The organism is Ruegeria sp. B11 (genome assembly GCF_056539785.1).
Genome location: NZ_JBQFVO010000003.1, coordinates 439,151 through 461,894 on the forward strand (window position 1 = coordinate 439,151; position 22,744 = coordinate 461,894).

The window sequence follows — 22,744 nt, forward strand, 5'->3', positions numbered from 1 at the left end:
GAAAGACCCCATATGACATACGCAGATATGCCGCAGGACTTTGCTACTCCTGAGTTGTCACTTCTTGTCCCCGCATTTAACGAGAGCGAGATCATCCTTCGAAATCTAACAGAACTTCGGGACTGGCTTAAGAAGAATATGCCAGATCTCGACTACGAGATTCTGGTCGTCGACGACGGGTCAACTGATGGCATGGGTGATCTTGTTGATAGCTATGCACAAGAGCACGCTCGAGTTCGGGTCACACATCACAAACGCAACATGGGGCGCGGAAAAGCTATTCGGACCGGTTTTGATGAATCTTTAGGGAAGGTTGTGATCTGTCTTGATGCCGACCTTTCTTACGCCCCGTCACACATTCCTGCATTACTTGAGCCATTGCAGAATGGCACTGCAGATATCTCTTTGGCCTCGGCGTATGCGCCCGGTGGTGGTGTCGAGAACGTGCCAACTTCGCGCGCATTGATGTCAAAATGGGGAAACAAAATTCTGTCGGCCAGCCTCAATGGGCAATTTGCAACCGTGACCTGCGTCGTACGCGGCTATACGCGCGAGGCCATCAATGCTATGGAGTTAATTAATGATGGCAAAGACTTACACCTAGAGATCCTACAAAAAGCGCGATTAGGCAACCTGAAGATTGTCGAGGTTCCCGCCTTGCTGAAATGGCGCGATCGGGATCGTGGAAAAGCCGCTAAAAAAGGCTTTATTGCATCGTTACCTTTTGTTTCGATGTCCAGCACGATGGCGTCACACTTGGTCTATAACTGGCTGCTGCGACCGGGACTGATTTTGCTTGTACCCACGGTGCTCCTTTCAAGCGTCATCTTTGTTGGCTTGGTGATCCTTCTCAAAAACTTTCTAACTATCTACATCTGGGGCGGAATGGGAGTTGAGGCATTTTCCTTCTACGAATCGCTCCGCGAAACGTTGATCAACGGGTACCTTACCTTGTTCTTAGTATTCATTTCATCGGTGATACTTTTTATCTTCATGGTGTTTTATTTCATTTCTCAACAAAATCGGAAGAATTTTGAAGAGAACTATGTCCTGCTATCCCGGATCAGCGCTCGTCTCAAAGACCTGGAAGATAAGTAACAGGATATGTGCGGGATTTGTGGTATTCTAGATTTTGCTCGTGGGACACCCGAGAACCGTGAAACTCGGGTTGATGGAATGATGACACGCCTGCGGCATCGTGGACCCGATGGACAGGCAAAGTGGTCGGATAACGATATTACTCTCGGACATACGCGCCTTGCGATAGTCGATCTGACCGATGCGGGAAGCCAACCAATGCACAGCACCGATGGCACCTTGAGCAGTGTCGTCAATGGAGAGATTTACAACTACCCTGAATTACGTCGCGAATTGCAAGCGCTTGGTCATGTGTTTCACTCCGATTGCGATAGCGAAGTTATTCTGCCCCTATTCAAACAGTATGGAACGGATGCCTTCTCTAAGTTAAACGGAATGTTCGCGATCGCCATCTGGGAGCCTGCCCGAAAACGTCTCATCCTTGCTCGTGACCGGATGGGTATCAAACCGGTATACTATTCCAGCACCCGGTTGGGCGAGTTTCTGTTCGCATCTGAAATCAAGGCCCTCTTTGGCGCTATCGATGCCCGAGAATGGCCAATTGATCCAACAGGACTTTCTCAATACCTGACCTACCAGAACCAGTTCGGTTCAACGACGCTTTTTCAGGATGTCAAGCTTCTTGAGCCTGGCTGTTTCCTCGAAGTCTCTGAAGATCACGTAACGCAGACACACTATTGGGAGCTCTGCGTTACTCCAAACAACGAAATTGACTTCGTGCAAGCTACCATGGGCTTTCAAAATACCTTAAAGGGAAGTGTACAGCGACACCTGATGAGCGACGTGGGGGTTGCCAGTTATCTCAGTGCAGGGTTTGACAGTTCGGCAGTAGCCAGTTCCGCAGCCGCGCTATTGCCGACCCCACCACTGACTTTTACCGGGCGTTTCCCCGAGGGTGGATGGTACGATGAGATGTCAGGGGCCGCGCTTGTTGCTGCCAGTATTAACGCCCCGCATCAAGGTGTGGATATCACTCCAGATTGTGCGATGGCAGAGATGGATAATCTGGCTTATGCACTTGACGCTCCCCAAATGGGTATGGGTGCACTTCCGCAGTATTTGGTTGCACAAGCTGCTGCGCAAAAATGCAAGGTGATCCTTACCGGACATGGAGGTGACGAACTCTTTTCCGGCTACCCTGTCTTCAAGTTTGCCGCGGTGCTATCCGGTTTCCGCCGCAGCTTAAGGAAGACTTGGTTTGCGCTGCGCTCGATCCGTATGTCCGAGCTCCCACACATTGGCTACTTTACGCTTTCGATGCTGCGCGGAGGAGAAGGGCGCTATTTGCTTCCGGTTTTGTTTTCACGCAAACATCAGGCTCGCGTTTTGCAGCCCAATGCCTGGAACGCCTTGGAGCCCCATGACCCGGCGTCCAAGTTGAAGGAGGTCAACGCCAAAGCACAAAGTTTGTACGAACAGCTAATTTACACCTATTTCAAGATATACCTGCCGGGTTTATTGGTGGTGGAAGATAAGATTTCGATGGCGCATGCGCTCGAGTCTCGAACTCCAATGCTCGACAATAAGATGATTGCTCTTTCGCTTTCGATTCCATCCGACGTCAAATTGACAGGCGGAGAATTGAAGGCAATCATCAAAGGTGGTGCCCGCGACCTTTTACCCAGTGAGCTATACCAATTGCCCAAGCGTGGATTCCCAACACCATTGCGCAATTGGCTGCGAGGGCCGATGCAATCTTGGATGACCAAGCGCCTAACTGCAAAAGACAGCCCTCTGCAACGGCTATTCAGGCCAGAGTACCTTGAGGCTGTGGTTCATGATTACCAAAGAAGTCTGAAGCGGAAATTTCGCCCGCTGGACGAGTTGCCCAGCCACCGAATTTGGATGCTACTTAGCCTTGAAGCATGGTTGCGCCAGGTGGAAGAGACGTGGCATATGCGCCTTGATATCAAGTAAGTCCGGAACCAAAACCAATATTCAATGGTTCAATTGGAGGCATCATGGAAATGAGTCAGAATAAAACCATCGATGACGTCCGCGATTTTTGGGAAGCAAATCCCTTGTTCACCGGTGAATCCGAACATGAGCCTGCGACGAAGGCTTTTTTTGATCACCATCGTCAGGTCGTGATTGATGATTGCTTTGCCGGTGCTTTGCCCGATCATTTATTCCCAAGCCCGCAGACGAATGAGCACGTTCTGGACCTAGGCTGTGGTCCCGGCATGTGGTCTGTAGAACTGCAAAATAGGGGTGCCAAACACGTCAGTTCGGCGGATTTGACCGAACAGGCGGTACAATTGGTAAAAAAACGCGCTGAAATTTATGGTTTGACAGTCGAGGCGAGCCAGCAAAACGCGGAAAAGCTTACATACCCCGACGCGAGTTTTACCCATGTGAATTGTCAGGGAGTAATCCATCACACGCCCGATACAGAATCTTGCGTGCGAGAGATCGCTCGTGTCCTTGAACCTGGCGGCACCGCGATGATCTCGGTCTACTACCGAAATCTGTTTATCCGGATGTGGCCGATTTTGCGATATGGCGGTTGGATCGTCAGTAAGCTGGGCGGTGGTCTCAAAGGACGTGGGCGCGAAGACATAATGAACAACTCTGATGTTGACGAAATTGTCCGGCTTTATGACGGCGCCGAGAACCCCATAGGAAAATCCTATTCGAAACAGCAATTTGTCGATTTGCTGTCTCCATATTTTGAAATTGACCAGATCTTCTATCACTTCTTTCCGGCTCGGGCGCTACCTTTCCCGATACCTCTTGGTTTACACAAGTTTCTCGATAAGCACGCAGGCTTCATGATTTACGCTCGTCTGACAAAGCGCGATGCCTCACAATAGATTCGCAACGAAAGCACCCAAAAACCGGCCAGTCCTTCGCATTAGCATCGCACTATTGCTGCTTGGTTTGTTGATCATCTGGGCAGCTCGGACACTCTGGCAGGAAGACTACACCATTGTTCCGATCAGAGGTTTTATCTTAGCGGTCCTCGTCAGCGGGGTGTCGCTTATAAGCGCTGCGTGGCGAATGCAAGTGCTTAGCGAAGGGCGCGTAAGCCTTGCCACCGGGAGCAAATCCATAGCGCTTGTTGCCTCACTTCTAATTGTCTTTCCAAGCAGATTATCCGACCTCGTCAAGCCCGTGTATCTGCTTGAGCGTGCCTCTCTTGAGCTATCCAAGGGATTCTCTATCCTATTTTATGAGCGCGCTCTCGACGTTTTTGTCCTTCTTGGAATGCTGGCTATACTGATCTTTGCTCAAGGAGCCGCCCGAGACGAGGCACTGATCGGGAGCACCACCTTGCTTTCCGCGCTGGCCGTGATCCTTGTGCTTGTGTTTTCACTACTGATATTTGCGCCAAACGCATTGGTTCGCGCCGTTCAAAATTTGCCCTTTGACGGATTGAAACGGATGACCATTCAGTTCCTGTACGCTTTGACAAACTCTACCCCTGTTCTTACGAAGGCGGGCGTTTTATCTGTCATCGTCTGGGCCAATTCCTACCTTATTTTCTATGTTTACCTCGTGCATTTGAACACTGAAGGAACAACTGCTCAGATCGGCGCATTGGCGGTACTGTTGGTTTTCATAGCCGGAGCACTGGGTCTATTTGTAACGGTGACTCCTGGTGGAATCGGAACTTATGAGTTTGCTATTGCTCTCGCCTTGAGCACATACGGAATCCCCCTCGTCGAGGGTTTGGTGCACGGCTTGATGCTGAGATTGATCGTGCTAGTGCCAAATATCTTATTGCTTCTGTACATTCTGGTATTTGATGGGTTCAACTTCCGGGATCTCTATCACAGAATTTGGCAGATTCACGGCAAACGGCATAAAACGGAAGACACCCAATGAGTCTGGTTGAATTCTTCACAGAAGCACAAGCCGGCTCCTATATGAATGCCCGCGAATTTGTGTCGGTGCTGGAGCACGTTTACAAAATCAAACCGCTCCATCAATCGGTAATGAGCGAAACCGGTATCACCGGGGTTCCGGCCTTTGCAAGCCATTCGTTTTTTTCCGGTCATAAAATTACAAGTGCACCTTTCAATTTCTATCCACCGCTCACAGGGGAAGGTTCACAACAGGCCGCAGTGAAACACTTGATTTCTTTGGCCAAAACCCAAGGCCCGCGCTGTTATGCTGAATACAAGACGCTAGATCGGTTGGATGGAGATGTAGTCAATCAGCATGAGCTAGCGGAAACCATCTTTTCAATTGTCAGCGAAGTGCCGCTGTCTTCCACGATTGAAAAACAGCGGCAAAGCTACAAAAAACGTCATCGTACGAAGGTGAACAAAGCTCGGAGAGAACTAGCCGAGTTAGAGATCGGTACCAGTCGAGATCCGAATGATCTGAACGAATGGTACGATCTGATGTTACAGTTATACCGGAATAAGCACCGGATGATTTGCCAGCCTCTTTCGCTGTATCAGCGTCTTCTTGAGATTGAGAGTCATAGTACACTGTTATTGGCGCGAGAAAATTCGCGAGTGGTCGGCGGGGTGTTCTTGCTACATGACAGCCAGCGATGGGATTATTGCTGGGGAGCAATGCGGGCAGACTTTGACCAGCGTGATTTAGCATCACTCATACTGGATCATGCGATTTCTCTGGCCATTGAAGCTGAAGCGCAAACATTCGGCTTTGGTTCCTCAGCACCTAGTGATGCACCACTTCTGTTTTTCAAACAACGTTGGGGCTGTACCGAAAGCCCCGCCTATGCCTATTATTGGCAACATACGCCTAAGCCGATAGACTTGAATTCTAGCTTTTCTCTGGCCCGCCAAGTAATTGCGCATAGCCCAATATGGCTTTTGAAAGCCGCACCGCCTGTCCTAGTGCCTCATTTAACATAAAATATGCCTAGCGGTGCTTTTTCTCAAATACAATCGTGATTTCACGCGACAAAAAGCGAGTTCTCCCGAGTCCACCATAATGGACGGCTTTCACCACAGCTTGCGGAGCGAAAAGCAAAGACAACTCGGCGACTGAATAGCGGCGTGCGAGTTTTGTGCCAGCAATTTCGATATTGCAAAAGTAGTCTTGTCGGCTAATCGCCGACACAAGGGCACCAAGATCCCTCTTCATCAAGCCAAGCAGTCGCAGCGGAAAGAGCTCAAACCACGATGGTTGTCTCAATGTGTTGACAATTAACTGGCCACCCGGCGCCAGCACCCTCAAAATTTCATCCGCCGCCTCGCCCGTGTTATCAAGATGTTGGAACAAACCCACGCAAAGTACAGTAGACATCTGAGCGTCCCCGATAGGCATCGCATCGACGGCCGCCTCTACAAAATGATTTCCGTCACCATCGCTAAGGACTTCTGCACCTGGTCGGACTGGGCACTGTAAGTGGGTAGATGAAGGCACCAGCTTGCCACCTAAGCTCATTGTTTCCAATGAAAAATCGCAGCCCCAATAATCGCTACCGGTCCAAAAGCTACGATACCGCCCGTCACCACAACCGATGTCCAGGATTTTGGGGCCTGGTCCGCATTCATCAACGATCTGTCGTACAAGCTGATCCCGCGAAGCGATAGTACCAGAGTCCCCCCAGTGCTGACGCTGATAAACATCCTTGTCTTCTTCGGATGCCAAATCCTTAAACGATTTCTGCCAGATTTCAGATGTCTGACAAACTGCATCGGCGCTCAGTGCCGCACTATATCGTGCCTTCGCAGCGATATACTGGCCCTGCCGTGGAAAGGTGTAAGCGCGGCTGCGTGCAGCAACTCCTTTCGTTCCGGTTACGGATCCCTCCAAAACATACTCGACAGCCATTCTTGCGCCTTCCTCAAAGGCGACAACATCAATCTGCCTGAAACACGTCTCCTGTGCGATGAAATCAATATAGCGGGTAGCAATGGTCTCGCCTGTATCTATACCCGCATCAATATGATGAAGCGTCACGCCGGTCATCTTGAAGTTGCGCTCGTATGCAGCCCAGATGTTTCCGGTTCCTCGGTAACGGGGATTTATGCCATTGTGTACATTGATAATCTCACATCCAAACGAATGAAGACGATCAATCAAAGCACCACTCAGAAGGGCGCAGGCATTGGTAATGACCACAGACGGAGCGATACTCTCCAGATAATCGGTGTCGATGTGATCCAGGTCACTAACGGTCTTATGCAGTGTATAGGTTTTTTCGACCGACGCAGGCCCCGGACCAGTTAGACGTAGCCAGAACATGCTTGATACATCGCGTAATCCATAACGTCTGAACCGTTTCCAGAAGAAACTCGCGATGCGCCTTGGACCTATCGTATTCTCAATGAAATGAATAGTGTAGCCTGCCTCAGAGAAAGCTTTTGCATAGATATTTGCAGCTGCTCGGGCCGGCGATCCGTTCCCCGTGATGACGAGAACCGACCTACTCATAGCGGATGCTGTCTTGCAATCATTCGTCATGTCGAGTTTTTGCGACGAAGGAAACTATCAAATTTGTATCGATCAATGGAATACCAAGCGGCCAATATGTCAATTTTTTGAAGTGGAACGACCCGCCAAGAACATCAAGAATATGGTCAGCGAAGTTTGGGTGTTCCCAGCAGATCAGCTTGTCGGGATCGATCGTAGTATTGCGTTTCAACCAACGACGCGAGGTAAAGTATCTTCCAAGGCCCCAGGCAAGCCCGCCTTCAGCTGGAATCGCACCAACAACATGGCCGTCGGGCCGCAAAACACGTCGGTATTCCTCAACGAAACTCTGCAATGGATAGAGGTGCTCGAGAGAATAGAATGTCAGCAGAACATCTGCCACACCAGCCTCTAGAGGTAGCTTATGCGGATTTTGTGGATCGATCAGATGAGTTTCGTAGGAAATTCCCATCTTGCTCAATTGTTCAGCGGCGCTCAGTAGAAACTCTTCGCGTATATCAATCAGAATGTAATGCGAAGGTTTCGTCTTAAAGAACGGCAAATGTGGCGCATAACCGGGCCCGATCTCGATCACAGTTTTTCCGGTGAAATCAAATGTACTTAGAACACGGTAACCCGCGTCGTTGATAGACTTTCCGAACCCTGATCGCTGGTTGGCCCGATAAAAATCCGCGCACGCTTTCTCCCATTCGTCCCACATTGGATCTTTACGGTCCGAAATCAAACCGAAGCGGTCGCGATCACCGAAGAGGGGAATCTTGACGAAAGGGAGACGGTGACCGACAGCGATAGTTCTTTTCATTGACAAGCCCTTAAAAATCGCATCTTCGTCCAAACCAGATTAGATGGTTTCCTGCCTAGAAATTCAGATGCAATCGCATTTACGTTAATCTCAGCGTGGCATGCAACCTAGTAAAACCATCGCAATGATTTGGCTCGTTACTTGTCATCTATCTGGCAATTGTGGACCTGTCACGAATTGTTGCCGTTCTGATTTCTCGCCTAAGCGACCTTTGGTTGGCAGGCCAATGGGCTTTTCCAGCGCAAGGCTAAGCGGCATTTGAAACAAGCCTTGCCACAACATTCAACTGACTCACCAATTGCCGAAGGCAACCTGAAGAGCGCTGTCAACTGTTCGCGCAAATTCAGGTTCGTAGCCCTTGATGAACTGTATGCGCGCGACTCTCAACGACCCAACCTTATTGATCGGAAATGGTTGCTGGCATCTCTCCAACAAAGTCAGAGGTTTTCTGCTAGACATATTTAATGCCCTATGATTTCTAGCCAGAACGCCGATAACACTTTTTTGATCGAAACCAGAGCGTTGTACCGGAGGGCAACATGAGTCTTTTCAGCGGTGCGAGAGTATTGTTTCTCGCCCCACATACTGACGACGTAGAGCTTGGGTGTGGAGCAACGCTTGCTCGATGCATGGAGGAGTGCGAAACCGTTGATGTCGCAGTGTTTTCCACGGCCGCGCAATCCCTGCCTAGTGGCCTCGACAAGGACCACCTAAAACGTGAGTTTTTTGCTGCTATGGAAACTTATGATATTCCCAAAGAGCGGCTGCACGTATTTGATTATCAAGTAAGGCGCTTGAATTATTCGCGCCAAGATGTTCTCGAAGATCTGGTGCAACTAAGAAGCAAAATCAAACCAAACATAATTTTTACGCCTTCCGGTGGTGACGTTCATCAGGATCATCAAGTTGTTCACAATGAGTCACTGCGCGCATTCAAAACGACCACTATGCTGGGCTACGAGCTACCTTGGAACAACTTCCGCTTTGAGAGCCGGGTTTTTGTCCGGGTTACTGAAGAGCATCTAGCGGCGAAGCAAAGAGCACTACAGTCGTATGAGTCTCAGATTCTGAAGAACCGCAACTATTTTGAATCTGAATTTATTCGGGGGCTTGCTGCAGTTCGTGGCATCCAGCAGGGTGTCAAATACTCAGAAGCGTTTGAATTAATTACTCTAAAGGTTTGATCCGTGCTGTTCCAATCAATAAACTCCGAAGCTCTTTGCTCGTTTCTTACAAAAATGCGGGTAGCCCATAGGATCGTTGGAGACCATCGCGACTTTATAGGCCCTGCTCCGATTGGAAAAAGTGAATCAATAAATCTTACATGGTCGCGCGAGGTATCCGCCGACGTAATCTCTGTTCCGGCAAGTATTTTGATTTTACCCGAAGCTAAAGCAAAAGACATAGCAGCTCAGAGCGATAAAACACTAATTTTGGTGGATAATCCACGTGACACCTTTAGAATGATCCTGGTTGGGCTCTACAGCGATGAAATAGCTTTCTCAAAGGGCCTCCACGACGAAACTATGTTTGCCCAAACGTCCGAGAATACCTGGATTGCTCATACTGCATCTGTCTCAAAAGAAGCAGCAATTGGTGCAGATGTGATTATTCATCCGAATGTGACTGTCTACCCAGGCGTAAGCATAGGCGACAACGTTGAGATTTGTTCTGGTTGCGTCATCGGGGCGCCTGGCTTCGGACATGTACGTCAGCCAAATGGTGCCCTTAAGCCGTTTCCACACCTCGGTGGTGTCGTAATCGGGAACGATGTCTCTATTGGGTCAAACACCTGTGTTGATAGTGGAGGCCTGTCGCCCACAATGATTGGCAATGGTGTTCGCATCGGAAACCTTACTCAGATCGCACATAATGTCGAAATTGACGAAGACTGCTTGATAGGAACTAGGTGCCAGGTCGCCGGTGGCACGAAGATCGGTAGCGGAACTGAAATCTGGGCTGGATCGACGATATCGAACAATCGGCGGATTGGACGCAATTGCAATATCAAGATCGGCAGCATCGTCATTTCGCATCTCCCTGATAACACAGTGGTATCGGGGAACTTTGCAATCTCTCATCAGAGAAATCTCGAAATATACGCAGGCCTTCGTGACTCGAAATAAATTATGGATAGCGGTGCTTAAGATTAGGATAGCTCTAACAGCCTCGTAAATTTGACGATATAGTGTCAATGTTGAACTCCTCTCAATAAGAAGTAACCCGACAAACTCAGGACAAATCGTTTGGCATTTTCAGAGATAGATAAACAGCTGGCCGCAGCTCATGACGCGCAGCAGGAAATTGCAAAATATAGTCAGAACCAGATCGACAACGTTGTGCGAGCACTAGCTTGGGCGATCTATCGACAGGACCATGCGCGCACCCTGGCGGAAATGGCAGTTGCCGATACTGGCCTTGGAAACATTGAGGATAAAATACTAAAGAACCGTCGGAAAACATTTGGAACACTTTGCGACTTACTCGCGACTCCAACAGTTGGAAAGATCTTTGAAGATCCAGAGCGCGGCATAACGGAATGGGCAAAGCCTGTTGGCGTCATCGGTAGCCTAACACCCTCGACTAACCCTGCAGCAACTCCGGCAAATCAGGCACTCATGGCGGTCAAGGGTGGAAACTCAATCATAATCAGCCCTTCCCCTGCCGGTTTGCGCACTGCTCAAAAACTGAAATCATATTTCGATGACGCATTGCGAGCTATCGGCGCCCCGACTGAATTGTTCCAAGTGCTACATGCACCTATATCATTCGACAAGGCTGACTACCTTGCACGAAATGTCGACCTTCTCCTGGTCACTGGTGACCAGACAAACGTTCGGAGAGGTTACAGCAGTGGCACACCCTGTATAGGCGTCGGCAAAGGCAATGTTCCTGTAATTGTCGATGAGACCGCGGATATTAAAGACGCGGCCGCGAAAATTGTGGCGTCAAAGACTTTCGACAACGCCACATCCTGCAGTTCGGAAAACTCGGTCATTTTGCTCGAAAGTGTTTACGAAACAATGATTTCAGAGTTAGAGACTGCTGGGGGTTACCTCGCGACTCCTACAGAAGTAGGCAGGATTGAGGAAAAGTTGTTTACAAATGGTGCCGTAAACCGTCAAGCTGTAGGGAAAGACATCTCTACCCTTCAGAAACTGTTTGAAATGAAGCTCCCGAATTCGAAGCGCTTCATATTGGTTCCTCAGTCTCAAATCGGAAAAGAAGCTCCTCTTTCCGGAGAAAAGCTTGCACTTGTACTTTCGGTGTACAAAGCGAAAGACTTTGACGGCGCCATCGATATTTGCAACGATATTCTTGACTACGAGGGTGCCGGACATTCCGTAGGCATTCATACCGCTAGAAAAGAACGCTCGGTGGCGCTCGCTGAGAAAGTTGACGTTGCGCGTGTTCTCGTGAACCAGGCTCACACATTCGGAAATGGCGGCGGAATGAATAATGCACTACCATTCACGCTTACCATGGGGTGTGGGACTTGGGGCAAAAATTCCATATCAGAGAACCTTTCGATCAAGCATTTTGTTAATAAAACTGTGCTAGTAGAGACTTACGAAAAGGAAATGCCAAGCCCTGACGAAGCGTTCGGAACCGTCTATGATCCGCAGTTTGACCCCGTTTGATTGGGATGGGGATTATATTTTTCTCTTCCCAAGATATTCCATCTTATGCATTCGCCCATCGGAAATGAGAAGTAACATGGCTGGGATGTTACCGATTCTGCTAGGCTGCGGTGTGCACACCAATGGGTCTATTCGGATTAGGCGAAGAGAAGTTTTTCTGACCATATTAGGGTGATCTCTAGATCCAAATCATAACTTCAGATAGTTTGACGACAGTAAAAAGATTGGCCAATCAGACAAACAAATCCAAAATTCAGCAATTGACCTCACCACATTAAAGCGAGCAAAAACAGCGATGAATATTGTCAATCGGAAGCGCATCGCAATCTTGAATTACAGCGAAGTAACGCAAGATGCGCGTGTTTTTAAACAAGCTCGCGTTCTTGCTGATGCAGGGCATAATGTTCATGTCTTTTGCAACCAGCTTGGAAACCGAGAGAAAAACGAAACGATCTCGAACATCAAGATTAAGCGTTTCCGCTGTTTCGAACGCTCCACTCTGGACAGAGAAATTGTCAACAAACTTCCATTTTTAGAGTACTCGGGAGCAGAAGTAACAAAACGGTTTGACGACTATCTTGAGAAGAAGCGTCAGCTAGAACGCCTTCAGTTTTGCTGCGCACAATCTCCGTTAAACAAATACTATTATAAATCTGCGCGTGGTACCGCTCGAATGCGGCGCAAACTGCATCACAAGGTTATAAGAAGCTTAAGCAAAATAGGCATCGGCGCGCCCGGTGTTGCAAGGCAATATGAACTTATCGCCCAACTTGACCGCGAAAAAAAAGAACTTGCCGCAAGTTGGGAGAGCCTCGGCGCAATTCGGGGGCTGGTATTCATGCAAAACCTGTTACCCGTGCTGGACGACAGTACTTTCGACATAGTTCATGCTCACGATTTGCTAACTTTGCCCGCAGGTGTCGCGCTCGCAAAGCGAGGCAATGGTAAACTTATTTATGACGCTCATGAGTATGAAGCCGAACGTGCCGGACTCCATACAGATGTGCAGGAACTAACGAAGAAACTGGAAGACGATTGCCTGAAGCAAACAGATCATGTGATCACAGTTTCTAAGGGAATTGCTGAACTCTACTCTAAGCGCTTCACAAAGAGTAAGCCTACTTTAATCTATAACTCACCCGACATTGCTCGAAGTGAAACTAACCGAGGCGGAAACCGGCTACGTGATCTGCTAGATCTGCCAGAAGACGTTCCATTGATCGCTTACATTGGTGGGATCCAACGAGAAAACCGTGGCGTGGACAAACTCGCTGCAGCATTAGTCCACTTACCTGGTTTTCATATTGCAAATCTTGGGCCACGCAAGGAACCCAACGACGCTTGGATTATGGGTATCGCCGAGGAACTGGGCGTTGCTGACCGAATTCACTTGCTGGCGCCCGTTCCTGCCGAAGCAGTACCCTACGTTGTATCAGATGCTACGCTTGCAGCGAGCGCTTCACAAAACATCGGGTTAAGCTATCTACATTCGATGCCGAACAAACTGTTTGAGGCCACATTTGCTAGGCTGCCGGTTTGCGTTCCAGATCGCCCTGATCAAAGGGAATTTGTCAGAGTATTGGGTCATGGCGTCGCTATGGATCAAACCGACCCACTTGCTATCGCCGTAGCCATAAAGAAAGTTGCTGAGAACCGCGAAGCCTATAAACTCACGGATAACTCCCTCGAGATACTTAACAAAGAGTATAGCTGGAACGCGCAGGCGAAACGGTTGTTGGAGCTGTACGAAAGACTTTCCGTCGATAGGGATTTTGGCACAAATGGCAACCTGAACTAAAAGCGGGTTGACGCATCTGAACGCTCGGCTCAGGTTGGTGCTTCGCGGCGCAATCCCAGGAAAATGACGCTAGGTGCCGTTACCCATCGACGAACGATCCGGTTCAGGCTGGATGCGAGGTACAATCCGACCGCGTTCAAATGGAAGACTGGTTCGAGCAAAACTGCAATCCGACGATAGCCGCCGCGACCAAATTGTCTGGCCGTTCGATCATGATGGCAATCAACCGGTTCTCCACTGCAGTCATTCTCCGCGGTGATCCTGAACGCAGCTTTAAGCTGCAATTGGCGGGTTTCAGTCCAGGCGGAGCTCATTAAGTTATATTGAGAAGCAGGAGCTTCAAAGGAAGCTGCACATCGTAACGGCTTTTATTAACCGTTTTTGCTTCATCACCCCTTTAAGTCAGTGCAAAGCGACGTGTCGCTTGTAAGATGATCAATAAGGGCGCGCACGCGGGTCGTTAGTCGGCGATTCTGCGGAAAAAGTGCGGCGACCACATAGGGTGTAACGCGATTCTCGGCGAAGAGCTCGACCAATTCTCCTGTCTTTAGAGCTTCTGAAACTGTGTAGGCCGGACAACGGGCAACCCCTATTCCCGTGGCTGCCAGCCGTGCTGATGCTGCTGGTGCATTGGCGCGAAGCCGACCGTTAACATGGACCGCAATTTCCCGACCTTCTAAATCGAAGCGCCAGATCGTAGGATCCGTCATGTTGCCGTCTAAAATGCACTCATACGTCTCCAGTGCACGTGGATGCGCCGGTATACCTGTGCGCTTCAAATAGTCTGGAGATGCACAGACTAGCAAAGGCATTGGGCCAAGCTGGCGTACTCTAAGTGAACTGTCTCTCATCGGTCCGATGCGGATCGCGAGATCCAGACCTTCGTCAATAATTGACACCCTTCGATCCGAGAGACGAAGGTCGATTTCAACTTCCGGATGCTGTGCGGCGAATACCGCAAGAGAAGGCGCGAGCCGCACCGATCCAAATCCCGTCGGAGCCGAGATATGGATGACACCGCGTAAAGCCGTTTGTTGGTTCCTGACGGTTTCTTCCAACTCGTCGAACCCGTCAAGAAGTGGTTCACACATCGCCAGATACGTGGCGCCGACATCCGTCAGGGATACACTGCGTGTGGTTCTGTTCAGAAGCTGAACGCCTAGCGCTTCTTCCAGATCCGCGACGTATTTGCTGACCTGCCGCGCGGATCGTCCCATACGCTGTGCGGCAAGTGTGAAAGAGGCGTTCTTTGCGACAAGCGCAAAGGCTCGCATGCGGTCAATCTTATCCATAGCTTATTCAGCCCCCTCAGGGCCTAAACTTTCTCCAAAATTGACGATTATCGCGCAATTGTGCAAGTCGTATCTGTTTTGGTAAATGACCAACCCAGCAGGAGCCCTTAAATGTCAAACCCGGTTCGTATTCATCACTTCCCCAAATCAGGTCACGCGCATCGCGCTTTGGTTTTTGCTAAGCTCGCAGGGATTGCCCATGAAGCTGTCTTTGTAGATCTCGCCGCTGGTGAGCACAAAACGCCTGACTTCCTTGCCATGAACCCGAATGGACAGGTGCCCGTGCTGGAAGATGGCGACGCCGTCATTTCTGACTCAAACGCAATATTAGTTTACTTAGCCCGCAAATACGCACCCGACTGGATACCAAGTGATGCCGTAGGAGAAGCGAACGTTCAGCAATGGCTGACACTCGCTGCAGGTGAAATTGCATTTGGCTCATGTGCTGCAAGGTTGATTACGGTGTTTGGCGCACCTCTGGACGAGGACTTTGCAGCTGCAACCGCGGCGAAAGCAATGCAAAAACTGGAATTTGGGCTGGACGGTCGCGACTGGCTTGTTGGTGATCAACCGACCATCGCTGATGTTGCGGCCTATTCCTACACAGCCCATGCGCCAGAAGGGAATATTTCGCTCGCGCCGTACCCGAATGTCCGTGCCTGGATTGCAAGGTTCGAAGCGCTGGCCGGTTTTCAAGCGATGCCAGCCACCGCCGTTGGTCTTGCTGCCGAGTAGTTCAATGGACATTTGCGAAGGCGAACGAAGCGCCGTCTCATCATCGACTCGGGAAACCGTGATTGAAAACGCGCGCCTTGACTAAGTCGGCATGAACGGACGCAACGTAGCTAAGGTCGCGCCCGCATAAACGCGAGGCGGCAACTGACGCAACCGTGCAGAGCACCCCGAAAGTCGCTTGTTCTGTTGGGTCATGGGGTTGCTTGCGGACGATAACCCGGACCTGAGTGTACAGCGTCTTTGATGACAAGATTGAGAAAGAAGGACAAAACGATGTTGGACGAAGAAACCCCATTTCATCCGGGCGAACTGGCTGCACAAGAACGCGCGGGTGTTAGGGGGCTTTCCAAACGCGTGGCGCCCTTCATCCGAAATCACATGCCAGATCAACACCGCGCTTTTTATCAAGCACAACCGTTTTTGGTTGCTGCCTCCAGCGATAACCAGGGACGAGTGTGGGCGACGATCATCGAAGGCGAGGAAGGATTCATTGGGTCACCAGACTCTCAGACGCTGACGCTTGCAACACGGATTGATCCACAAGATCCGCTGAGCGAATCGATTATGGCTGGCACCGATATCGGCGTGGTTGGCATCGAACTCGCTACGCGCCGCCGCAACCGCTTCAGCGGTAAGTCGCGTCCAACCAAGGATGGCTTTGCAGTCGATATCCATCAGACCTTTGGGAATTGTCCGAAGTATATCAACGAGCGAAATTGGTGGCGAGCCGATAGGGCGATGACGATTGAAGCGACGACGTCTACTCAACTCAGCTCCGAACAAATCAAACACATAGGCGCCGCTGACACTCTATTCATCGGATCGGGGCGACAAAGCTCTAACGAAGCGCACTCCGACGGCTATGACGCTTCCCATCGTGGCGGTGACCCTGGATTCGTCCGGGTAGTTGGGCCGAAGCGCCTGCGCATCCCCGACTATACCGGCAATAACTTCTTCAACACGATCGGGAACCTGCTCGAAGATCCGCGTGTTGGGTTGCTCTTTGTCGACTTCTCAACTGGCGGGCTTTTGCATTTGACGGGTCGGGCTTCGGTCGAGTGGGACCCGGAGGAAGCGCGCGATCCAAGCATCCTTCGTGTGATTGATGTAGAGATAGAATCTGTCATCGACAGACCAGCCGCGCTTTCTCTGAGGTGGTCTGCAGACCCTGCGACGATGACAAAACTGACCGTGATCGACAAGGTCTTAGAAGCAGAGCACATCACCTCTTTCCATCTGGCACCCACGAACGGCGAGGCGGTGACACCTTTTCTTGCAGGACAGCATTTGCCGATTGCCTTGGACATCCCGGGTCATGGGGCGAAGGTACGTCGGACATACACACTATCTGGCTCGGTCGCGATTCAGAACTACAGGATAAGCGTAAAACGCGAGGCAGGCGGTATCGGGTCGCAATTCCTACATGACGAGGTGCACGTGGGCGATGTGATCGAGGCAAAGCCGCCCGCTGGTAACTTTGTACTCCCCAAAGATGACAATCCATTAGTTCTGATCAGCGCTGGTGTCGGCCTGACACCAATGCTTGCAATGCTTTACGAAGCCTCAGCAGAAGAAAACCATCGGCCAGTGTGGTATGTCCATGGAGCTCGAAGTGGGCGCGCCTATGCGTTTGGCCGTGAGGTTGATAAACTGATTGCGGGAAACCCGAATGCAACTCGATTGATATTCTTCAGTTCACCGGAAAGGACCGATCTTCTGGGCGAGACGTTTGACGTCCATGGCCGGATCACTGCTAAGGACTTGTTGGCGATCAGGGCGGGGCCGGACGCGCACTATATGATCTGCGGCCCTCTGGAGTTTATGACCGGTTTGAAAACTGGATTGGAGGCTGCAGGCGTCATGAGCGATCAGATCAAATATGAGACTTTTGGAGCATAGTTCCGAATGTCGGTAATCGGTGCTAAGGCCGAAACAATCTTAGATTATCCCGGATGTTACCTTAGGGCTTGTTTCAAAAATCAACGCTTTACTGTCGCAGAAAGAGACGTGCCGAACCAAGCGTGAGTACCCGCTCAGGCTACACGTGTTTGCTTCTGTGTAGGAAAGATCTTGGTTACTTTTCCAAGTTTCTAAGCCGTGGCGACGACAAGTAAGTCGTCGCTTGCGGCGCATGGGCCACGCATTCGGAGGCGACCCAGTCTGATCGTCGCCCGGAGTGTTGGGCAAGAGGTCGGCCTGAGCTAAATCGGGATCGGCCCATCTTTTAGTCAAGAAAAACCGCCAAATACTCCCCTTTTTACAACGTTGGTCAAGTTACCAAGGCGATTATTCTGTTGCGGATACAAACCAGGCAACAAGAACTTTAACTTGCCCCCTGCCCCTCCATTTTACGTGTATAAATAACATGTCAATGACTTAGTTTGACATTCTTCCATCCCAGCCATATTTCACTTAAATATCTGAATATTAAGTCACTATCGATTGGTTGAATTATCACATTCCGTATCTCGGTCGAAATTGCCCCCCAGTTCTCCCTCAAGGAGAAAAATTCCAAGCGTCGCTTTTTTCGAGGACAGAAATACTAACCAGAGTGCATTTAGGTAAGCTATACTACGTTGACCGTTAGTTTCTGGCGCACTTACGCTTGGTGCCTAGGCAAATAGTGGTAAGAATTTTTCTATACTTATTCCAGAATTATGAGCAGTACGCGGGTTATAGATAGAAAAATCTTCTACAGGCCACGCCGGTAAGATCGGGGCACTAGAGCGAAAACCAGACGTTCATGTCCGAGTTGCAATAGGCAGATGAGCGCAAAAGAAAAACTGTGAATCTATGGCAACCGACGGCAATTGTTCAGATCAAGCGTTTAGAACCAAGTAGCTAATGATGGATGAGTGGACTTACCAGAATCTTAATACTTGATCCTTGCTCCTGCAGCTTCCGCTCGCATATTCGGTACATTTGTTGTTGCTGGAACGGTGCAAATTTCAATTCGGATCGTTAGCAGGTGGAGCAAGCTCAAAGAACTGCTTCATCTCCACCCATTAAGATCAAATCATCGCGTCTTCATTCACTACATCAGCGAAGGACTTGAAGAATTTTCCTGCGAGCTTCTTGGCTGTGCTCTGGATCAAACGACTGCCGAGCTGAGCCAGTTTTCCGCCAATCTCGGCCTTTGCTTCATAGCGCAGGATCGTTTTGTCGCCGTCTGCACTCAGCGTCACATCTGCGCCACCCTTTGCATGACCAGCGGTACCACCATTGCCCTGACCAGACAGCGAGAATGCATCAGGGGCGCCGGTCTGGTCCAGGGTGACATTGCCTCCGAACCGCGCCTTGACGGGCCCTACTTTAAGCAAGACCTTGGCCTCCAGTTCAGTATCAGAATGCTTGATTAGTTCTTCACAACCCGGAATGCATTGTTTCAACACCTCGGGATCATTCAGTGCCGCATAGACGCGATCTTTCGGGGCGTTGATGATGATTTCGTCCTTCAGTTCCATAGTCTAGTCCTTCTTAGCAACAGGGAAATCTTATGTTGTCTGCTTGTTCAGTGGTCATTTCGAGCGATTTAAGACGCCCGCGCATCCAGATCAGAAGTCGGCTCATGAGATCGGCTCGTTCGCGGTTTCCAAATGGGTCGCATAGTCATCCGGGGTATCGACATCGGTGTAGAACCCTGGCGATGGCAGCGTAGCGGCTTGTACATGTTCGGGATGATCGCGCGTAAAGCCCAAGCAGCCGGGGCGTACGGGGTTTTCCAGCAATCGCCGGCGCAATAGCTGCGGGATAGTAATTGGATTGCCTCGTGCGCCGTTATGGACAGGTATCGTCACTTTAGTCGCATCACCTGCAATGTGAGCGGCAATCAGATCTTGCAGATCCTGAGTGGTCAATAGCGGCTGATCACCCAAGCCGATCAGAAGCAGATGGGCGTCAGGTGCACAATGCAATCCCGTGGCAACCGAGCTCTGCTCGCCGCTGGTGAAGTTTGCATTGTGAACCAAAGAAACAGCTAGCCCTGATAATGCCCGGCGCACGGCGCTCGCCTCATGTCCTGTTACCACCGTCAGGTCAGTATCAATGGCGCCTAAGTAAGCCATGGCTACACGGCGGATCATCGGTACGCCGTCTATTGGAAACAGCAGCTTGTTTTGCGCCCCCATGCGACGGGAAAGACCGGCGGCCAGAAGGATCGCGGCAACATCAGCCATCGGCAAGCCCCACAGTCTGCCGTCTGACACGGACTAACTGCGCAAGGATCGACAGCGCTATTTCCTCGGGCGTGACCGCCCCCAGGTCCAGACCCGCCGGGGCGTGGACGGTGTTGATGGCCTCGGGCGTTATGCCGGCGGTCTTTAGTTTTTCAGCCAGTGTCGCGAATTTCCGAGCGCTTCCGACGAAGGCAACATAGTCGGGCAAATCTGTCAGTACGGATTTGAGCGCGTCCAGATCTCCTTGGCCTTGCGTCGCAATGACAACGAAGCGTCGTCGATTGCACGTCGTATCAGCCGACGTGGTGCCAGAAACCGACCAGTGGAATTGCGGTGCCAGGGAACTAAGCGCTTGGGCCACAGGGGATGCGCCAAGCACGACAAGTTCGGGCATTGGCAAACAGGGCTCGATAAAAATGTCGACGGTGCCTTTTGACGGGCAACCATTGCGCGCAAAGCGCGTCCCGTCGATCTCATCCCCCGCTATCACGCCCATTTCTTCCAGGAGTTCCTCGGGCGCGACAGAAACCAGTTGCGGCTGACCGGCGCGCAAAGCCTCTACCGCAGCGCGTTTGACCGCGCCACGCGTGCATCCGCCACCAAGCCATCCATGCAGGATTGTCCCGTCCGCGCTGAGCAGCGCTTTAGCACCCGGCTTGGCCGCCGTCGCCCCCGCAGTGCGCACGATTGTCGCGAAGGCGAAAGGTTCTTGCCGGTCACGCAGGTCTTGTGCCGCATCGGCAAGGTCCGTGTCTAGGATCTCTGCCGGACTCATAGCGTCACCAATTTTGGTTCCAGGGCGGCAAGATCGGCAAGGGTGTTGGCCGGTTGAAAAAGGTCGAGATAAGGCAAGGCCGCAGCCATTCCGCCAGCTATGGGCGCGTATTCGCTCCAGCCCTTCAGTGGATTGAGCCAGATGATCTTACAGCCGCGTTTTCTCAGCTTCTCAAGCGCTGCTGCCAGGATTGCGGGTGGCTCGGTATCATAGCCGTCCGACAGGATCACTACGACAGACCGGCCATCTACAAAGCGCCGCGCATAGGTATCGGCAAAGCGTTGCAACGATGGCCCGATCTTTGATCCACCGCCGAAGCCATCTGCCATCAGCGACATCCGACCAATTGCACGCAGTGCGTCTTTGTCGCGCAATGCTTCAGTGATGCGAACCAGCCGTGTGTGAAAAAGATAAGCGTCGGCATCTTTGTCAGCGCGCATCAGCCCAGCGAGAAAAGCAAGGAAAACTTGTGCATAGACGCTCATCGATCCCGATACATCGCAAAGCGCTACGATTTTGCGGCTGCGATCTGGGCGAGACTTGCGCAAGAGCTGCATAGGTTCCCCTCCTGTCGCAAGGCTCAGGCGAATGGTCTTGCGAAAATGCAGGCGGTCGCCTTTGCGGGCGGCGATCCGACGGCGCGAACGTCGGTCGCGCAAAGCGGCACCGATGCGACGCGCAACTGCTTCGGCCTCTGCGATATCATCCGCGCGGACCAGATCACGCAGATCGCGGCGGCTGAGATTGCGTTGCTGAGTTGCGATAAGTTTACCGGTGCCGTCGCTGTCGGCCTCGCCGTCACCGGAATCAGGAGCGATGGCGCTGCCCGATGCGCCCATATCCTGACCCTTGGCTTGACGAGAGGAATGCACGTCATCGCTGAGCGCAGACTGCGCTTTGGGCACGGCCCTTTGCTTCACCCGACCGGAATCCATCCAAAAACTATCGAAGAGGCTGTCGAACCGTTCGGCCTCATCCTTGCATCCTGTGCAGATGGCCCGTAACGCGCGACGGCTTTCATTCGGGACAGCGGCATTGACCTCGCCGAGGGCAAGCAAGGCAAGCTCTGCCTCTGCCACACCTAGGCGCAGGCCGTTCTGGCGCAAATGCGCAATGAACCCGGCGACACGGGCCGCTGGCCCCGGATCACGCGCCGCAAATTTGGAAACCCGGCTCATGCGGCCTTCCCCGCGATACGGGCCGCGACTTCGGCGGTGATCTGTGCCTGATCGCTTTGAGTTTTCAGCAGCGTGGTTAAGGTGGAGTGCAACACGGTTGGATCGTCGGTCAGATCCGCAATCCCAAGTCCCATCAAGGCGGCAGCAAAATCGAGCATCTCAGCGATGCCGGGTGTCTTTTCCAGTTCCTCCTCGCGAAGCTTTTGTACAAAGCCTACGACTTGCGCGCCAAGACGCGCCTCAATCGCAGGGCAGCGGGCTTTGAGGATTGCAAGTTCTGTCTGTCGGTCCGGATAATCGACATAGGTGTAAAGGCAGCGACGACGCAGTGCATCGGATAGATCGCGTGTGCCGTTTGATGTCAGGATCACGATCGGCTTACTAGAGGCCGTGATGGTGCCGAGTTCTGGCACAGTCACTTGATAGTCGGCCAGAACTTCCAGCAAGTAGGCTTCGAATTCCACATCAGCACGGTCAATTTCGTCAATCAACAAAACAGGCGGCGTGTCCTGGGTAATGGCGGCCAATAGAGGGCGTTCCAACAGGAAATCACGGGAAAAAATACGCTCCTCAACGCTTTTGCCCGTCTCACCATCTTCGGCGGCGGCGCGGATCGTCAGCAATTGCCGCTGGTAGTTCCATTCGTAGATGGCCTGCGCGGCGTCGAGCCCCTCATAGCATTGCAGTCGGAGCAACTTGGTGTCGCGCGCATCGCTCAGGGTGCGCGCAACCTCTGTCTTACCTACGCCTGCGGCGCCCTCCAGAAGAAGAGGCCGCTCCAACGTCAGCGCCAAATGGAGAGCAACTGCTAGGTCGTCGGATGCGACATAGCCCTGCCCTTCAAGAGCGGATTGTAAATCGGTCCAGGTCATGTGTGTCTCCGGGCAGAG

The 22,744-nt window shown here is 51.3% G+C and carries 19 protein-coding genes; 11 read left to right on the forward strand and 8 right to left on the reverse strand.

The window, feature by feature from the left end; all coding sequences use genetic code 11:
• The first annotated feature begins 12 nt into the window (after positions 1-12).
• Genes ACR0I1_RS13885 through ACR0I1_RS13905 form a run of 5 tightly spaced genes read left to right on the forward strand, consistent with a single transcriptional unit; the run spans position 13 to position 5,930 of the window.
• Positions 13-1,098: a glycosyltransferase gene (locus ACR0I1_RS13885; RefSeq protein WP_480706921.1), complete on the forward strand. Its 1,086-nt coding sequence runs from the start codon at positions 13-15 to the stop codon at positions 1,096-1,098.
• Between the two features lie 6 nt (positions 1,099-1,104).
• Complete coding sequence (gene asnB / locus ACR0I1_RS13890) at positions 1,105-3,015, forward strand: asparagine synthase (glutamine-hydrolyzing) (RefSeq protein WP_480706922.1); 1,911 nt, start codon at positions 1,105-1,107, stop codon at positions 3,013-3,015.
• 50 nt (positions 3,016-3,065) lie between these two features.
• On the forward strand, positions 3,066-3,911 hold the full coding sequence (locus ACR0I1_RS13895; RefSeq protein WP_170733050.1) for a class I SAM-dependent methyltransferase: 846 nt from the start codon (positions 3,066-3,068) through the stop codon (positions 3,909-3,911).
• Positions 3,898-4,926 (forward strand): lysylphosphatidylglycerol synthase transmembrane domain-containing protein, encoded by a 1,029-nt coding sequence (locus tag ACR0I1_RS13900; protein ID WP_480706923.1) that lies wholly within the window; start codon positions 3,898-3,900, stop codon positions 4,924-4,926. Before ACR0I1_RS13895 ends, ACR0I1_RS13900 begins: the two co-directional genes overlap by 14 nt.
• Positions 4,923-5,930: a GNAT family N-acetyltransferase gene (locus ACR0I1_RS13905; RefSeq protein ID WP_480706924.1), complete on the forward strand. Its 1,008-nt coding sequence runs from the start codon at positions 4,923-4,925 to the stop codon at positions 5,928-5,930. Before ACR0I1_RS13900 ends, ACR0I1_RS13905 begins: the two co-directional genes overlap by 4 nt.
• A 7-nt stretch (positions 5,931-5,937) precedes the next feature.
• On the opposite strand, the gene ACR0I1_RS13910 is transcribed toward ACR0I1_RS13905, so the two are convergent.
• Positions 5,938-7,458, reverse strand: a complete 1,521-nt coding sequence (locus tag ACR0I1_RS13910; RefSeq protein ID WP_480592785.1) for a formyltransferase family protein — start codon at positions 7,456-7,458, stop codon at positions 5,938-5,940.
• A 19-nt stretch (positions 7,459-7,477) separates the two neighbouring features.
• Entirely contained in the window at positions 7,478-8,260 is a 783-nt protein-coding gene (locus ACR0I1_RS13915; protein ID WP_480706925.1) for a class I SAM-dependent methyltransferase, read from the reverse strand.
• A 539-nt stretch (positions 8,261-8,799) separates the two neighbouring features.
• On the opposite strand from ACR0I1_RS13915, the gene ACR0I1_RS13920 reads away from it, so the two are divergent.
• The 4 genes from ACR0I1_RS13920 (at position 8,800) to ACR0I1_RS13935 (ending at position 13,699) form a co-directional block, all read left to right on the forward strand.
• A complete protein-coding gene (locus tag ACR0I1_RS13920; protein ID WP_170733055.1) occupies positions 8,800-9,444 on the forward strand; it encodes a PIG-L deacetylase family protein in 645 nt (214 codons plus the stop codon).
• A 3-nt stretch (positions 9,445-9,447) separates the two neighbouring features.
• On the forward strand, positions 9,448-10,386 hold the full coding sequence (locus tag ACR0I1_RS13925; protein ID WP_480706926.1) for a hypothetical protein: 939 nt from the start codon (positions 9,448-9,450) through the stop codon (positions 10,384-10,386).
• 120 nt (positions 10,387-10,506) lie between these two features.
• Positions 10,507-11,901, forward strand: coding sequence for an acylating sulfoacetaldehyde dehydrogenase (sauS, locus tag ACR0I1_RS13930; protein ID WP_480706927.1), 1,395 nt, complete (start codon positions 10,507-10,509; stop codon positions 11,899-11,901).
• Positions 11,902-12,196: 295 nt separating this feature from the next.
• Entirely contained in the window at positions 12,197-13,699 is a 1,503-nt protein-coding gene (locus ACR0I1_RS13935) for a glycosyltransferase family 4 protein (RefSeq protein ID WP_480706928.1), read from the forward strand.
• 389 nt (positions 13,700-14,088) lie between these two features.
• Here ACR0I1_RS13935 and ACR0I1_RS13940 read toward each other — a convergent pair whose 3' ends face one another.
• Entirely contained in the window at positions 14,089-14,991 is a 903-nt protein-coding gene (locus ACR0I1_RS13940; protein WP_480706929.1) for a LysR family transcriptional regulator, read from the reverse strand.
• A 111-nt stretch (positions 14,992-15,102) separates the two neighbouring features.
• Between ACR0I1_RS13940 and ACR0I1_RS13945 the strand changes: the two genes are divergently transcribed.
• Together ACR0I1_RS13945 and ACR0I1_RS13950 are read left to right on the forward strand one after the other, a co-directional pair.
• The gene (locus ACR0I1_RS13945) at positions 15,103-15,726 is read left to right on the forward strand and encodes a glutathione S-transferase family protein (protein ID WP_480706930.1); all 624 of its coding nucleotides are present in this window, start codon (positions 15,103-15,105) and stop codon (positions 15,724-15,726) included.
• A gap of 273 nt (positions 15,727-15,999) precedes the next feature.
• Complete coding sequence (locus ACR0I1_RS13950; protein WP_480706931.1) at positions 16,000-17,625, forward strand: FAD-binding oxidoreductase; 1,626 nt, start codon at positions 16,000-16,002, stop codon at positions 17,623-17,625.
• 1,112 nt (positions 17,626-18,737) lie between these two features.
• On the opposite strand, the gene ACR0I1_RS13955 is transcribed toward ACR0I1_RS13950, so the two are convergent.
• The 5 genes from ACR0I1_RS13955 to ACR0I1_RS13975 all read right to left on the reverse strand — a co-directional run bounded on the left by ACR0I1_RS13955 (position 18,738) and on the right by ACR0I1_RS13975 (position 22,726).
• Positions 18,738-19,190 (reverse strand): SRPBCC family protein, encoded by a 453-nt coding sequence (locus ACR0I1_RS13955; RefSeq protein WP_170513592.1) that lies wholly within the window; start codon positions 19,188-19,190, stop codon positions 18,738-18,740.
• A gap of 102 nt (positions 19,191-19,292) precedes the next feature.
• Positions 19,293-19,901, reverse strand: coding sequence for a nucleotidyltransferase family protein (locus ACR0I1_RS13960; protein WP_480706932.1), 609 nt, complete (start codon positions 19,899-19,901; stop codon positions 19,293-19,295).
• Entirely contained in the window at positions 19,894-20,676 is a 783-nt protein-coding gene (locus tag ACR0I1_RS13965) for an XdhC family protein (protein WP_170564287.1), read from the reverse strand. The genes ACR0I1_RS13960 and ACR0I1_RS13965 overlap by 8 nt, the downstream gene beginning before the upstream one ends.
• On the reverse strand, positions 20,673-21,854 hold the full coding sequence (locus ACR0I1_RS13970; RefSeq protein WP_480706933.1) for a vWA domain-containing protein: 1,182 nt from the start codon (positions 21,852-21,854) through the stop codon (positions 20,673-20,675). The genes ACR0I1_RS13965 and ACR0I1_RS13970 overlap by 4 nt, the downstream gene beginning before the upstream one ends.
• Positions 21,851-22,726, reverse strand: coding sequence for an AAA family ATPase (locus ACR0I1_RS13975; protein ID WP_170594367.1), 876 nt, complete (start codon positions 22,724-22,726; stop codon positions 21,851-21,853). Before ACR0I1_RS13975 ends, ACR0I1_RS13970 begins: the two co-directional genes overlap by 4 nt.
• Positions 22,727-22,744 lie beyond the last annotated feature (18 nt).

Coding starts and splice junctions, on each gene's coding strand:
- ACR0I1_RS13900 (WP_480706923.1), top strand. CDS start 3,898: ATGCCTCACAATAGATTCGCAACGAAAGCACCCAAAAACCGGCCAGTC.
- ACR0I1_RS13905 (WP_480706924.1), top strand. CDS start 4,923: ATGAGTCTGGTTGAATTCTTCACAGAAGCACAAGCCGGCTCCTATATG.
- ACR0I1_RS13935 (WP_480706928.1), top strand. CDS start 12,197: ATGAATATTGTCAATCGGAAGCGCATCGCAATCTTGAATTACAGCGAA.
- ACR0I1_RS13950 (WP_480706931.1), top strand. CDS start 16,000: ATGTTGGACGAAGAAACCCCATTTCATCCGGGCGAACTGGCTGCACAA.
- ACR0I1_RS13915 (WP_480706925.1), bottom strand. CDS start 8,260: ATGAAAAGAACTATCGCTGTCGGTCACCGTCTCCCTTTCGTCAAGATT.
- ACR0I1_RS13940 (WP_480706929.1), bottom strand. CDS start 14,991: ATGGATAAGATTGACCGCATGCGAGCCTTTGCGCTTGTCGCAAAGAAC.
- ACR0I1_RS13945 (WP_480706930.1), top strand. CDS start 15,103: ATGTCAAACCCGGTTCGTATTCATCACTTCCCCAAATCAGGTCACGCG.
- ACR0I1_RS13885 (WP_480706921.1), top strand. CDS start 13: ATGACATACGCAGATATGCCGCAGGACTTTGCTACTCCTGAGTTGTCA.
- ACR0I1_RS13960 (WP_480706932.1), bottom strand. CDS start 19,901: ATGGCTGATGTTGCCGCGATCCTTCTGGCCGCCGGTCTTTCCCGTCGC.
- ACR0I1_RS13910 (WP_480592785.1), bottom strand. CDS start 7,458: ATGAGTAGGTCGGTTCTCGTCATCACGGGGAACGGATCGCCGGCCCGA.
- ACR0I1_RS13895 (WP_170733050.1), top strand. CDS start 3,066: ATGAGTCAGAATAAAACCATCGATGACGTCCGCGATTTTTGGGAAGCA.
- ACR0I1_RS13955 (WP_170513592.1), bottom strand. CDS start 19,190: ATGGAACTGAAGGACGAAATCATCATCAACGCCCCGAAAGATCGCGTC.
- ACR0I1_RS13965 (WP_170564287.1), bottom strand. CDS start 20,676: ATGAGTCCGGCAGAGATCCTAGACACGGACCTTGCCGATGCGGCACAA.
- ACR0I1_RS13975 (WP_170594367.1), bottom strand. CDS start 22,726: ATGACCTGGACCGATTTACAATCCGCTCTTGAAGGGCAGGGCTATGTC.
- asnB (WP_480706922.1), top strand. CDS start 1,105: ATGTGCGGGATTTGTGGTATTCTAGATTTTGCTCGTGGGACACCCGAG.
- ACR0I1_RS13920 (WP_170733055.1), top strand. CDS start 8,800: ATGAGTCTTTTCAGCGGTGCGAGAGTATTGTTTCTCGCCCCACATACT.
- ACR0I1_RS13970 (WP_480706933.1), bottom strand. CDS start 21,854: ATGAGCCGGGTTTCCAAATTTGCGGCGCGTGATCCGGGGCCAGCGGCC.